This is a genomic window from Deltaproteobacteria bacterium, assembly GCA_030690165.1.
In the GTDB taxonomy this organism is placed as follows: Bacteria; Desulfobacterota; GWC2-55-46; order UBA9637; family UBA9637; genus JACRNJ01.
Genome location: JAUYHF010000033.1, coordinates 61,748 through 75,737 on the forward strand (window position 1 = coordinate 61,748; position 13,990 = coordinate 75,737).

Below are 13,990 nucleotides of genomic sequence, written 5' to 3' on the forward strand. Positions count from 1 at the left end.
TTATGAAGATAAAAGTCCAGATAGGTTATAAATTTATAATCGGATTTATTTTAGTTGTTTCTACAGCCGCATTTGCGCCCCGCTTTGTAGAGTCGCTGGATATTGTGGAATGGTTAAAGGAGCCCCTGAGTTTTTTAATTGCAATCCTCATAGGGCTGATACTGGGTTCTATCCTTACAAGAACCATTACAAAAGGCTTTCGCCAGCTTACAACAATTGCCAATGATATAAGCAGCGGCGACCTGACAAGACCTGACAACATAGGTATGAACGGAAAAATACTTGAGGATGAATCCACTGAGCTTGCTGCCGCCTTAAATGTAATGCTAAAAAATCTCAAGGGACTTGTAAATCATATAAAGGATGCGGCAGGCAATCTTTCTGAGGCTGCTGAAACATTAAATACACTGGTAACAAAAGGGCATAAAACTACCGAGGATATCAGCACAGGCACATCAAAGATATTTGAAGGCGCATTGGAACAGGCTGGCTATGTGGAAAATGCCTCAAAGACAATGGAGGAGATGGCAAAGATGTCTGATGATGTGTCTCTTAAGGCAACGGATATGGCGGCTGTGGCGGCTCAAACCAGATCCAGAGTCCAGAAAGGCGCTGCAATATCTACATCGGCTTTGAAAAAGATGGAGTCCATACTGCATGGCGTTGATTCCACAAAAGATATGATTATCGGCCTTGAGGAGAAGTTGAACAATATTCCGAAGATATTGGATGTAATCACTCACATATCAAGGCAAACAGACCTGCTTGCGATTAATGCAACCATAGAGGCGTCAAAGGCAGGCGAACACGGCAGGGGATTTGCAATTGTTGCCGAAGAGGTGCGCAGGTTCGCTGATAATACAAAACGTTCTGTAGAAGATGTTGCCTTTATAATCAAGGATATAAAGGCTGAGGTGGAGAGGCTGGTAAATGCTGAGGCAGAGAGCTCGGCGTTTACAAAGGAAGGGAGAGAGGATATCAATAAGGTTAAAGAATCGCTGGATGAGATTACTGCTTTTACTTCCGAGGTTGCGGATAAGGCAGAGAATATCCTTGTCCTTACGCAGAAACAGAAACAAGGAGGGGAAACGGCTGTCAGCCTTATAGAACAGATTGCGCATATAGCGAGAGAGAGTGTGTCTGCCACCGAAGAGGTGGATACGGTGGTTGATGGCCACAAGGCATCAATAGAAGAGATGTTGGCTTCTGCAAAAAAACTGTCAGGGTTTGCAGATGACTTAAAGCGGGTGGTATCCAGATTTAAGCTGGAGCAGGATGATGTTGAGATTTTGCCGGAGAATAAACCTCAAGTGCTGGAAATGGCGGAAAGGGGCGTATGACAGACGGCGATAAGCTTCTCATATACATAGATGACAAAATATTTGCCGTGGATGCGGATACGGTGGATGCGCTGGTGGAGACGGAACGGTTTTTCATGCTGCCGATGCTTCAGTCCCATTCATTTTCCGCCCCCTATCCCCTTCATGGAGGGGGACAGGGGGCGGTGGGATTTATAAAAGGCGTGATAACCAGGCGCGGTGATGTGGTCGTTGTGGTTGATATAGGGGATCTGTTTGGGGCGCCGTCGGTTCAAGGTGAAGGGAGATATAAGGTTCTTGTGCTTAAAAAAGACGCCTTATGTCTCGGAATATATGTCGGCGCAAAAGGGCTGTCATTTCTCTGGGAAGAAGATCTAAAGAACCTTGAGTTTAAACCATTAACGGAAAATTATATTCATGGCATGATTGACCCTTCAGGTAAAAAAATACGCATTCTTGACTGGCAGAGGATATTGGAAGAGACACAGAGGTTGGTAAGCAGCAGGTAGAGATAGCGGGTAGCGTTTAGTATTTCCTATCCGCTATCCGCTACCCGCTAATATGGACACATCACAATACAAGACGCTTTTTCTTCAAGAAACAGAGGAACACCTTAAAGGAATAAGCGAGGAACTGCTTAAACTGGAAAATGAACCGCATGCCCCTTCCGGCATAGATAATCTCTTCAGACACTTTCATTCCATTAAAGGGATGGCCGCATCAATGGGTTATGAAGCTATGGCCGGCTTCAGCCATCAATTAGAAGACCTCCTTGACGCGGTCAGAAAAAAAAAGATACCCCTCAGCCAGGAGATTATAGACGTCATTTTAAGCGGGACAGATATTCTGCAAACATTTACAAGACTCATTGCAGAGGATAAACCCCTTGATATGGATACCAGCCGCTTATTGTCAAGGATTAAGACCATATTGACTCAGGAAGAATCCCCTTCGGAGGCTGTTGATAGACCTCCAGTTGCTGTCTCTTCCACCCTTCAAACTGACGCTGCGTCTGCTCCAAAACTTGGCCTTCCCACCACTATGAAAGTGGACAGCAAGGTATTTGATAATTTTATGGAGTCTGTTGGAGAGCTCTTTACAGTGAGGTCAAGGATGAAGGAGGTTGTTGCAAATTCTTTTCCTGTGGAATTTCAGGAGACAACCCATCAGCTTGGCAGAATTATAGAAGACCTCTACTACAGAGTGATAACAGCAAGGATGATACCCTTCGAAGACCTGACGCAAAATTTACCCAGGCTAATAAGGGATATGTGCAAAAAAAATGGGAAAAACGCGGAACTGATCATAGATGGAAGCGATGTAAAGCTTGACAGGGCTGTATTGGAGCACATAACCGACCCGCTGGTTCATATTATAAGAAATGCGGTAGACCATGGCATAGAAACTCCGGAAAAGAGGGCGCAGCATGGAAAACCGGCAAAGGGGCGCATAACCGTTGCTGTTGCAAGGCAGAGGGATAATATAATAATAGAGATAACCGATGACGGCCGGGGCATAGATATAAATAAAGTAAAAGAAAAGGCTCTGCAATCAGGCATCCCTGAAGAAAAGATAAAAGGCATGGCGGATAAAGACGCATTGCTGCTTGTTTGCCTGCCCGGTTTAAGTCTGGCAAAGGAGATTACAGAGACATCAGGCAGAGGGGTTGGGATGGATGTGGTTAAAGCAAATATTGAGGCAATAGGGGGGAGGCTGGAGATATCCTCTGTCATTAATAAAGGCACAAAGATTATACTTGAACTGCCGGTAACAATATCAATAGTAAAGGTTCTCCTCGTATCTCTGGGCGCTGAGTTATTTGCCTTCCCCATATCAAAGGTGTTGAAGGTGCTGGATATAAATAAGGCGGATATAAAAAACCACGGGAACAAAACTTATTTTGTCTATAATGATACTGAGACGTCTGTTGCAGATTTGAGGAGTATTCTTGCTCTACCGCGTCTTGTTGAAAAAGATCCAATCTCTGTTGTGATAATTGATGCAAAGGAGAAAATATCAGGTATAATCGTAGATGATTTTGAAGGCGAGATAGACGCCTATATAAAGCCGCTTGCGCAGCCTATGACAAGGATGCGGGGGGTTATCGGAGTTACAGTCCTTGGGGACGGCAGGCCGGTATTCCTTCTTGACCCGGCAGCTATTGTAATATAGTTGCAACTTGAAACTTTTAGATTATGAATGTTGAAAGCTTAAAAAAACTCATAAGCGATATTAAAAAAGGGAAGGTGGAAACGTCTGAGGCATTAGAGACGTTAAAGGCCCTCCCCTTTGAAGATATGGGGTTTGCCACATTGGACACCCACCGTTCGCTGCGGCAGGGTTTTCCTGAGGTCATACTCGGCCATTGGAAGACAGCTGATCAGATTATTAAGATTGCAAAAAAAATGAAGGCAAGGAAAGAGAATATACTTATAACGCGGGTTGACACAGCAAAGGCGCGGGAGATAAAGAAGGCGGTTAAAAATTCCTCATACAATAAAGATGCAAAGACAATATTTATAAAATCCCATCCCATTAAAATAACAGGCAAAGGAACGATACTTGTTATATGCGCCGGGACATCGGATATCCCGGTAGCAGAAGAGGCGGTGGTAACAGCAGAGGTTATGGGCAACAAAGTGGAAAGGCTCTATGATGTGGGAGTTGCCGGCATACACAGGCTTCTCCATAAAAAAGAAAAAATCCTTGCGGCCAATGTTTTGATTGTTGCCGCAGGCATGGAGGGGGCGCTCCCTTCAGTGGTGGGCGGCCTTGTTTCAAAGCCTGTTATAGCGGTTCCAACCAGCGTAGGCTACGGCGCAAACCTCGGCGGAATTACGACGCTCCTTGCCATGCTCAACTCATGCGCCGCAGGCGTTACCGTGGTAAATATAGATAATGGTTTCGGCGCCGGATATGCGGCGAGCTTGATAAACAGGGGATAAAGACAAAAGTGGAGCGATTACATTGAAGACAGCATACTTTGACTGCTGTTCCGGCATAAGCGGCGATATGGTTCTTGGCGCATTGATTGATATGGGCCTTGATATCAAGATTCTGCGGAGGGAATTATCCAAACTGCATATCAGTAATTATTCCATATCCGCATCAAAGGCCAGGCGGCATCATATAACAGGCACAAGCTTCAAAGTCAGATTCAAAGAATCCCGCCACCATAGGACCTTTACTGACATAAAAAATCTTATAAATAAAAGCAAACTCTCTGTAAAGACCAAAGAATTGAGCATATCCATATTCTTTAACCTCGCGAAGGCAGAGGCAAAGGTTCACGGCTGCAAGGTTGATGAGGTTCATTTCCATGAAGTTGGCGCAGTGGACTCTATTGTGGATATAGTTGGAACCGCTATCGGCATGGAACAACTGGAAATGGAAAATGTATATGCCTCTCCACTGCCGCTTGGCTCCGGATGGGTTGAAACAGCGCATGGAAGAATGCCAGTGCCTGCGCCAGCTGCTTTGGAACTCTTGCGGGGTGTGCCTGTTATCCCATCTCCGGTGAAATCAGAGTTGACCACGCCGACAGGTGCAGCTATAATAAAAACAATTGCAAAAGGCTTTGGCAATATGCCGCAGATGAAGATGGAAAAGATAGGCTATGGCATAGGCACAAGGGATTTTGAACAAATCCCGAATATATTGAGGATTGTGACAGGGGAAGGGAGCGGCGGCCAGGAAAAACTTATCATGATTGAAACAAACATTGATGATATGAATCCACAGATATATGATTACCTGATGACAAGGCTTTTTAAAAAAGGCGCCCTTGATGTGTTTCTCACGCCGATTCAAATGAAAAAGGGGAGGCCTGCGGTTCTTTTAAATGTTTTATGCAATGAAGACAAAAAAGCGCAGGTCATGGATATAATCTTTGAAGAAACAACCACCATCGGCATCCGTACCTATGAAGTAAACAGATATTGCCTTGAGAGGGATACAAAGCAAGTCTCGACGCCTTATGGAAAGATGCATATAAAAATATCTCAAAAAAACGGCAAACCGATAAACATCCAGCCCGAATATGAGGATTGCAGAAAAATAGCTGAAAAGAAAAATGTGCCTTTAAAGAAGGTCATGGATTCGGCAAAAAGGAAGTTCTTTTAAAGTGTTTGCAACAACCCAAAAATAGACTTTGATTTTTTGGGAAACATGCAAGTTGCCTGCCAGACGAGGCAGAGGCCATTTTTGCGACGAGCCGTATATCACCAATACGGTGAGAAGCAAAAATGCGCCGATAACGAAGTATGGCAGGCAAATCGCATGTTTGTAAAATAGCGAGGTTTTTAATAGCTATTTTACGGAATAATAAACAGAAAGGGGGTGAAGCACTATGGCAGCCAAGAAGAAGGCGGCAAAGAAAACAACGAAGAAGACGGCTAAAAAAGGAAGCAAATCTTCCTGCAAGAGCTGTTAGCCGGGTTGATTCTGGAGGGGAGAATCCCCCTCCCCCTGTCCCCCTCCATGAGGGGGATAAAGGGGGAGGGGGGTTCTCCAATATTTTATGGAAAACAAAATGGAAAATAAACCTCTTGCCGTAGCGCTTGTAAGCGGCGGCATGGACAGCCTTGTTACTGCCGCTATTGCAAATCTTGAACATGAAATGGCGCTCTTGCATCTCAATTATGGACAGAGGACAGAGAAAAGAGAACTCAGGGCATTCAATGACATTGCAGATTTTTATGGCATTCAGAAAAGACTTGTTGTTGATGTGAAGTATTTAAAAGAGATTGGCGGCTCTGCACTTACCGATGAAAGGATTGAAGTCCCTGTCCATCACACACAGCATCTCACGCCCCGCATACCAATTACTTACGTTCCCTTTAGAAATGCCCACCTCCTTTCCATTGCAGTATCGTGGGCAGAGGTTATAGGGGCCCATAAAATTTATATCGGCGCTGTTGAGGAAGACAGTTCCGGCTATCCTGACTGCAGGGAGGTTTTTTACAGGGCATTTGAAAAGGCAATAGATGCAGGCACAAGGCCGGAGACAAAGATAGAAATAATAACGCCGCTGATTCATATGAAAAAATCAGCAATTGTAAAAAGAGGCGCTGCGCTTAATGCGCCGTTTCATTTGACATGGTCGTGCTACCTCCCCCCTTATCCCCCTCATGGAGGGGGACAGGGGGAGGTAGCCTGCGGCAAATGCGATTCGTGCAGATTGAGGGTTAAAGGATTTGGAGAGGCCGGGGTTGTTGACCCGATACAATACAAGATGTGATTTTTGACAAAGCATACTCCGCTGGACAATTTGGTAGCGTTCCCAATAGGAGACCCATCCCCACCTCAATCCTCCCCTTGAAGGGGAGGAAGTTATTTTCCTCTCCCTCAGGGAGAGGATCAAGGTGAGGGTGGGGTTTAGGGATTTAATTAAGGTCTCCTGTTTTCTACGCTGCCAATAATTTTAAAGAGGTAGTCAACGAAAGGAAGATAGAAGGGCTGGGGAAGGGTAAAGGGATTGGTGATGAGAGGTGCGGGGGAATAAATTCGTCCCTAATTTTTGTTGAATCTTCGCACAAATTGACCTAAAATTCACTAAAAGAGGCATGTAGACATAAAAAAGAATGTTATGCTACCAAAAAGGAAGAAATGTCAGATCACCACATTACAAAACCTAAGCTTTTCATAAGTCATGCTTCCTCTGATGGAGAATTTGCTCAAGTTCTTCAAACTGAAATCGCAAAAGTTTTTGCTGATGGCATCGAGGTCTTTTGCACTAGCTCTCCTGGAGCAATTAAGGCATCAAGCGATTGGTTATCGAGCATTGAAGAAAAATTGGACAACGCTCAAGCTGTTATAGTTATTATTACGCCTGTTTCGATTGAACGCCCATGGCTCTGGTTTGAAGTTGGAGCTTTTTGGCTTCGTGCAAGAAAAGACCAAACTGCAATATATCCCCTCTGTGCTCCAGAGATTGATTTAGGAAACTTACCCTCCCCTCTAGACAGACTTCAAGCACTATCTATGGGGAAATCGCAGGATTTAAAATTGCTTTTTGAGGGACTTATCAAACAGTTTGGTTTTGGTAAGATTAGTTCTTTTGGAGCGGCAAATATCACAAAAAGAATTCCAAAATATAAAAATGTAAAACTTAACGAAGTAGATATGCAAGAGAGAGTCTTATATTCGGGAGAATATACAGGCTATAGTGATGAAGAATTAAAGGAAATCATCTGCTCGGAGTATTTATCGAAAGCTGCCGATGAAATAATAGACTATCCAGGATTGCACTCTAAAAGAGAATCTTCTATTTATAGAGGGGAGCTTATTCATTTCAGAAAGTTTGATAAAAACTTAAAGTTACCACCCGGAACTGCAAAAAGATTGTTAATAGAGACAGCGGCAGCCTACGGATTAGAACCAGAAACTTTACATGACAATGTCGTAAGATTTAAACCTACAAAAGAATTTAAAAAGGACTACTTAAATGAGTAGCTAACAAAACCTTGCACTTGAACGAGTGTCACAGGACGCTTTTTCGGTATGTGGTTGGCTTGAGGAATGCAAAAGAGTTTTTGGGTAACTTGCTGTTATTTGTGGCACTTGTCAGTGAGCTTGTCGTTGGGCGAATGGATTGAATATAATTATTGCAGGGGACACTATGGCAGGAAAACGAAAGACTGAAAACACTAAAAAGCCCATCGAACAATATGAGCATAAAGACAAAAAGCGGCTGAATAATCCGCCGGTTGGATTGGTGGATGCTCATACTGATAATGGCGGACTGAGAAAGAAGAAATACGCCTATGACCCACATCTTGACCCTCAACTGCAATGGGCGGGCAAGGCCGAGCATACCAATTTTGAAGTGCCTACCGTGAGCCTGCATGTCCATGAGCGCATAGATCCTCGAAAGATTATTAAAAGCGTGCAGAAAATGTCCCCCGCTGGCGGGGGTGCAGGGGGTGGACAAATAAGTTTGTTTGAAGCTGATAAAAAACCCCTCCGTGAAGCCATTGAGTTTTACAAGCACAAAGAAAACTGGAGCAATCGCCTTCTTGCCGGTGACAGCCTTCTGGTGATGAATTCCTTATTGGAAAAAGAAGGCATGGGCGGCAAGGTGCAGATGGTTTATTTTGACCCGCCTTATGGAATTAAATACGGCAGCAACTTTCAGCCGTTTGTGAATAAGCGGGACGTGAAAGACGGCAAAGACGAAGACCTTACAGCCGAACCGGAGATGATAAAGGCGTTCCGCGATACCTGGGAGTTGGGGATACACAGCTATCTCACCTATCTGCGCGACCGCCTGTTATTAGTCCGTGACCTGCTGCACGAAAGCGGGAGTGTGTTTGTGCAGATTTCTGATGAGAATGTGCATTATGTTAGGGAAATCATGGATGAAGTTTTTGGAAGTGAGAATTACGTTGTAAAAATATTTTTTAAGAAAACATCTGGTCAAGCTTCCAAATTACTTTCAACGAGTTGTGATTTCTTGCTGTGGTATGCAAAAGATATTTCTAAAATAAAGTATCGCCAAATTTTTAAAGAAAAGGATACAGAAGAATTAACGAGTTATTCATTAATTGAATCTCCAAACGGTAAAGAGTGGAGAAAGATGTCTAAAGAAGAAATAAAAGATAATTCTTTAGTCCCAAAAGGTTGGCGAATTTTTTCTGCCCAGAATTTGCGCTCACAAGGATTTAGTTCCAATAGCACTGTAGAATTTGAATTTAAAGGGCAAACATTTTATTGCGGTGATAATAATCATTGGAAAACAACCCCTGATGGGTTAAAGAAATTAGTGGATGAAAATAGATTGATTGCTTTTGGAAATAACTTGAACTACAAAAGATTCATTGATGATTTTCCTGTAATTCCTTTTAATGAAAATTGGGATGATACAGCAATTGCAGGTTTTTCAGGTGAAAATAAAGTTTATGTTGTTCAAACAGCAATGAAAGTAATTGCAAGAAGTTTATTAATGACCACCGACCCGGGAGACCTCGTTCTGGATATCACCTGTGGCAGTGGCACTACGGCTTATGTAGCGGAGAACTGGGGCAGACGGTGGATTACCTGCGATACATCAAGAGTTGCTGTAACACTTGCCAAGCAGCGCCTTATGACGGCTGTGTTTGATTATTACGAACTGGCCCATCCGAATGAAGGCGTAGGCAGCGGGTTTAAATACAAGACCGTTCCGCACATCACCCTCAAAAGCATTGCCAACAACGAACCAGCCGCGCAAGAAACCCTTTACGACAAGCCTTTTATAGACAACAAGCGGCAAAGGGTTACAGGGCCATTTACTGTTGAGGCCGTTCCGGCGCCGGTGGCGAGGTCGTTTGAAGAATTCAAGTCCTCCCCCTTACCCCCTCCAGAGGGGGACAGAAACGACCCCCTCAAAGAGGGGAACATATCCCCCGCTGGCGGGGGTGACCCGCAGGGGTCGGGGGTGGAATTTACCGCCGATACTTCCGTTGCCCGCAGCGGTGAAACGCTTCGGCAAAGCAATTGGCGCGATGAGCTGCTTCGCTCAGGGGTAAGAGCAAAAGGCGGCAAGCTGATTGAGTTTACAAGGGTGGAAACAGCAAGGGGTTTCCGCTATGTGCAGGCAGAAGCTGAAACAAAAGAAGACAAACCAAAAAAAGTGTATGTGGTATTTGGTCCAGAACATGCGCCTCTGGAGCAGCGAATGGTGGAACTTGCATGGGAAGAAGTAAAACCTTACAAATCAGATATTCTTTTGTTCTGTGCTTTGCAGTTTGACGAGGAGGCCGCCAAGGATATTGATGAGATGAATCCTGAAATTACCAAAACAGTTTTTCTCAAAGCACAGATGAACGCCGACCTGCTCACCGATGACCTGAAAAAGAAACGGAGCAGCAACGAAAGTTTCTGGCTTATCGGTCAGCCGGATGTTGTTCTCCGCAAAGTTTCTCCCTCTGGTGCGAACAAAAAGAATGAAGTGTCCCCCTCTGGAAGGGGTAAGGGGGAGGAGTTCTACCATGTAGAAGTTCTCGGCTTCGATTACTACAATCCGAAAACAGGAACAGTGGAGAGCGGCGGAAAAGGCGACATCGCCATGTGGATGCTTGATACCGATTACGACGGAAGGAGTTTGTTCCCTTCACAAGTGTTCTTCCCTATGGCAGGGGCAAAGGAAGGCTGGACAACATTAGCCAGAAATCTGAAAGCGGAAATTGATGAAGAAAAGATAGTTGCCTTTGGCGGAACACTGTCATTGCCGTTCACTCCTGGCAAAGCGGTTGCGGTAAAAATTATTGATGCAAGAGGGATAGAGAGTTTGAAGATAATCCGCCCATGATGTCCTCCGCTGGCGGAGGTGTCACGAAGTGACGGAGGTGGTGTCCTCCCGCCGCCGGGGGCTACTAATGTCCCCCTTTGGAGGGTGACAGGGGGAGGATATGAAAGCCGGCAAAACCAACAATTACGCCTACAACAAAAAGTTACAGCCTTTCGTAAACAGATTACGTAAAGAAATGACAAAGGCTGAGGCATGTTTGTGGAAATATGTATTACGAGCAAGGCAAATGAAAGGGTATCAATTCAGAAGACAAAGACCCGTTTTGAGTTACATTGCTGATTTTATGTGCAAAGAATTGAAACTGGTTATTGAAGTGGATGGAGTAACGCATCAATGGGAAGAAACGGTTGTAAAAGATTTGAAGAAGGAAAAAGATCTGATAGAAGCAGGATTTAAGATGTTGAGGTTTTCTGATGAGGAAGTGTTAAGAAACATGGAAAGTGTGAGAGAAAGCATTTCATTAGCTATTCAGGAGATAGAACAATCCACCCCCTTGATCCCCCGCCAGCGGGGGACAGCAAACCCCTTACTCCCCCGCTGGCGGGGGACAAACAAATAGTCGCTATGAAAAATATTAACAAGCTCATCATCAATTTCCCTTACGAAGAACCGGGGCAATATTGGGAATACATCAGAGACACGCGGGAATTTGTTCTGCAAGAAGGCAGAAGGCCAGCTGGGTATGTGGTCGCCTCGGAAAGCTCAAGGGCATTTGACGACCCGGGAATATTTATTCCAATTCCTCTGGTAAACGCAATTAGACCGAGAATAAAAAAGTGGCGTGAGCAAGGTTACCCCGGTGTTACAGGGATTACAAAAAGACTTTTGGAACACTGGCAAGACCCTGAAGAAAGAAAAGACCGCAGGTTTTTCTTTTGCCAGTTAGAAGCCATTGAGACTTTGATTTGGCTTACAGAAGCGCCGGAGGCAGACCGCACGGGCATTGAGATTGAAAGTGATGGCGGAGCCTTTTCTCGTTGGTGCAGCAAAATGGCGACAGGTTCGGGCAAGACCATTGTAATGGCTATGCTCATAGCATGGCAGGTATTAAACAAGATAACGAATGGAAAAGACACACGGTTTTCAAAAAATGTGTTGGTTGTTGCGCCGGGTTTAACGGTTCGCAACCGCTTATCAGTGCTCAATCCTTTTGATAAAGCAAATTACTACGAAGAATTTAATATCGTGCCGTCAGGCTTGATGGAATCATTGCGTCAGGGCAAGGTAAAAATTATCAACTGGCATGCCCTTGCATGGGACAGCGAAGAAAGACTGGCAAAGAAAAAGACCGTTGATAAACGCGGCGCCAAAAGCGATGAAGCCTATGTCCGTGAAACGCTGGGCGATATGGCAAATGCAACGAATTTAATTGTCATCAATGATGAGGCGCATCATGCGTGGCGAATACCCGCAGAGAGTAAGATCAAAGGTGTCAAGAAAGAAGACATTGAAGAAAGCACTGTCTGGGTCGGCGGCTTAGACAGGATTCACAGGGCAAGAGGCATTATCCGCTGTTTTGATTTATCGGCAACTCCGTTTGCGCCTTCCGGTAAAAAAGCGACCGAAGAAGCATTGTTTTCATGGATAGTCAGCGACTTCGGTTTGAACGATGCTATTGAGTCAGGATTGGTAAAAACGCCGAGGGTGGTTATCCGTGATGATGGAAACGTGGATAATAATTTGCGGTCACGTTTGTATCACATTTACATGGATGAGACTGTTAAAGATGACATCACCCAGAAGGCTGAAGACAGCGCCCCGCTTCCCGACCTCATTAAAAATGCCTATCTGCTTTTGGGCAAGGACTGGCAAGCTACTAAAGACGATTGGAAGAAGGCAGGGCATAAAATTCCTCCTGTAATGATAACCGTGGCGAACACTACTTACACATCGGCACGGATAAAGACCTCTTTCGATAAGGATACTTTCTTGCTTTCCGTTGCTGGGTTAGGTGATCTGTGCAATCCGCAAAGAACATTACAAATTGACAGCAGTATATTAGAGAAGGCCGAGGCAGAAACAGAAGAGGTTGATATTACCGTTGAAGAAACTGACGATGAAAATGATGAACCTAAAGAGAAGAAGTTTACCAAAAAACAACAGGCAGAGTTATTAAGACGAACCGTTGATACGGTTGGAAAGATCGGCGAACCTGGTGAGCAGATTCAGAATGTGATTTCCGTAGGTATGCTCAGCGAAGGCTGGGATGCGAAAACTGTTACACACATTATGGGCTTGCGGGCATTCAGCAGTCAGTTGTTATGTGAACAGGTTGTTGGAAGAGGCTTGCGGAGAACTTCATATGATGTAAATCAAGATGGGTTATTTGAGCCTGAATATGTAAACATTTTCGGTATTCCTTTTACCTTCCTGCCTCATGAAGGGGGCGAGGATGGCCCGCCTCCACCTCCTCCACCTCCCAAGACAAGGATTGAACCTGTCAAAGAAAAAGCGGAGCATGAAATTTCATTCCCAAACATTCTGAGGATTGATCATGTTTATAAGCCTCAACTTACTCTTAACATGACAGATGTCAAACCGCTTGATATTGACCCATACGAATCAATAACAGAGGCAGAATTAGCAGCTATCATTGCCGGTAAACCCAATCCTGCTGCATTAACAGAAATTGATTTAAAGGAAATTGGTGAAAAGTTTCGCTTGCAATCTATTGTTTTGAGAATTGCATCCACTATCTATAATTCAGAGAAAAAGCCTGACTGGAAAGGAAGCAAGGAATCCTTTCTTATTCAACTTATCGGCATCATAGAGCAGTTTATCAATGCTGGAAAGATTCAGATAAAAAATCCGCTGTTCAATCAGGATGAACTGCGCAAGCGTATCCTGATTATGCTGAACATGAACAAAATAATCCAGCATATCTGGAATGAGATTAGAGCAGTAAACACTACTGAACTGACGCCCGTATTTGACAAAGAACACCCGGTTCGGTCAACATCCGATATCCGCACATGGTGGACAAGCAAACCCTGTGAAGGCCTTTCTAATTCGCATATCAACTTTACTGTGGTTGACAGCAAATGGGAATATCTTGAAGCAAAGACCATCAATGACAGTAATGTTGTAACTTCTTTTGTAAAGAACGACCATTTAGGCTTTGTAATTCTTTACAATTATCAGGGGGTAATCAGAAGGTATTTCCCAGACTTCATCATTAAACTAAAAAGTGGAGAACATCTTATACTTGAGACCAAAGGGCAGGATAGTGAACAGGACAAAACTAAGAGGACTTTTTTAGATGAATGGTGCCGGGCAGTGAATCAACATGGTGGTTTTGGTAAGTGGAGTTGTGCAGTATCATTTAACCCCAATGACCTGCAAATGGTACTTGAAAATGCTATAATCTATCAAAACAGCTAAC

10 protein-coding genes are annotated in these 13,990 nt (G+C 44.2%); all 10 read left to right on the forward strand.

From position 1 onward, the window contains the following. Positions 1-2 precede the first annotated feature (2 nt). Positions 3-1,340 carry a HAMP domain-containing methyl-accepting chemotaxis protein gene (locus Q8P28_05975; protein MDP2682340.1) on the forward strand — a complete coding sequence of 446 codons (1,338 nt, stop codon included), beginning with the start codon at positions 3-5 and terminating at the stop codon, positions 1,338-1,340. Next, entirely contained in the window at positions 1,337-1,828 is a 492-nt protein-coding gene (locus Q8P28_05980) for a chemotaxis protein CheW (protein ID MDP2682341.1), read from the forward strand. Before Q8P28_05975 ends, Q8P28_05980 begins: the two co-directional genes overlap by 4 nt. Before the next feature lie 52 nt (positions 1,829-1,880). Beyond that, entirely contained in the window at positions 1,881-3,491 is a 1,611-nt protein-coding gene (locus tag Q8P28_05985; GenBank protein MDP2682342.1) for a chemotaxis protein CheA, read from the forward strand. 23 nt (positions 3,492-3,514) lie between these two features. After that, positions 3,515-4,264: a nickel pincer cofactor biosynthesis protein LarB gene (larB, locus tag Q8P28_05990; GenBank protein MDP2682343.1), complete on the forward strand. Its 750-nt coding sequence runs from the start codon at positions 3,515-3,517 to the stop codon at positions 4,262-4,264. A gap of 22 nt (positions 4,265-4,286) precedes the next feature. Continuing rightward, the gene (gene larC, locus Q8P28_05995; GenBank protein MDP2682344.1) at positions 4,287-5,441 is read left to right on the forward strand and encodes a nickel pincer cofactor biosynthesis protein LarC; all 1,155 of its coding nucleotides are present in this window, start codon (positions 4,287-4,289) and stop codon (positions 5,439-5,441) included. A 397-nt stretch (positions 5,442-5,838) separates the two neighbouring features. Continuing rightward, positions 5,839-6,558, forward strand: a complete 720-nt coding sequence (queC, locus tag Q8P28_06000) for a 7-cyano-7-deazaguanine synthase QueC (GenBank protein MDP2682345.1) — start codon at positions 5,839-5,841, stop codon at positions 6,556-6,558. Positions 6,559-6,926: 368 nt separating this feature from the next. Continuing rightward, entirely contained in the window at positions 6,927-7,772 is an 846-nt protein-coding gene (locus tag Q8P28_06005) for a toll/interleukin-1 receptor domain-containing protein (protein MDP2682346.1), read from the forward strand. Between the two features lie 166 nt (positions 7,773-7,938). Then, complete coding sequence (locus tag Q8P28_06010) at positions 7,939-10,608, forward strand: DNA methyltransferase (GenBank protein ID MDP2682347.1); 2,670 nt, start codon at positions 7,939-7,941, stop codon at positions 10,606-10,608. Between the two features lie 100 nt (positions 10,609-10,708). Then, the gene (locus Q8P28_06015; GenBank protein MDP2682348.1) at positions 10,709-11,167 is read left to right on the forward strand and encodes an endonuclease domain-containing protein; all 459 of its coding nucleotides are present in this window, start codon (positions 10,709-10,711) and stop codon (positions 11,165-11,167) included. Positions 11,168-11,172: 5 nt separating this feature from the next. Further along, the gene (locus tag Q8P28_06020; GenBank protein MDP2682349.1) at positions 11,173-13,989 is read left to right on the forward strand and encodes a DEAD/DEAH box helicase family protein; all 2,817 of its coding nucleotides are present in this window, start codon (positions 11,173-11,175) and stop codon (positions 13,987-13,989) included. Position 13,990: the final 1 nt, after the last annotated feature.

Excerpts from the sequence above, each read along its gene's own strand:
- Q8P28_06015 (MDP2682348.1), top strand. The coding sequence starts at position 10,709 with ATGAAAGCCGGCAAAACCAACAATTACGCCTACAACAAAAAGTTACAG.
- larB (MDP2682343.1), top strand. The coding sequence starts at position 3,515 with ATGAATGTTGAAAGCTTAAAAAAACTCATAAGCGATATTAAAAAAGGG.
- Q8P28_05975 (MDP2682340.1), top strand. The coding sequence starts at position 3 with ATGAAGATAAAAGTCCAGATAGGTTATAAATTTATAATCGGATTTATT.
- Q8P28_05985 (MDP2682342.1), top strand. The coding sequence starts at position 1,881 with ATGGACACATCACAATACAAGACGCTTTTTCTTCAAGAAACAGAGGAA.
- Q8P28_06005 (MDP2682346.1), top strand. The coding sequence starts at position 6,927 with ATGTCAGATCACCACATTACAAAACCTAAGCTTTTCATAAGTCATGCT.
- Q8P28_06020 (MDP2682349.1), top strand. The coding sequence starts at position 11,173 with ATGAAAAATATTAACAAGCTCATCATCAATTTCCCTTACGAAGAACCG.
- Q8P28_05980 (MDP2682341.1), top strand. The coding sequence starts at position 1,337 with ATGACAGACGGCGATAAGCTTCTCATATACATAGATGACAAAATATTT.
- Q8P28_06010 (MDP2682347.1), top strand. The coding sequence starts at position 7,939 with ATGGCAGGAAAACGAAAGACTGAAAACACTAAAAAGCCCATCGAACAA.
- queC (MDP2682345.1), top strand. The coding sequence starts at position 5,839 with ATGGAAAACAAAATGGAAAATAAACCTCTTGCCGTAGCGCTTGTAAGC.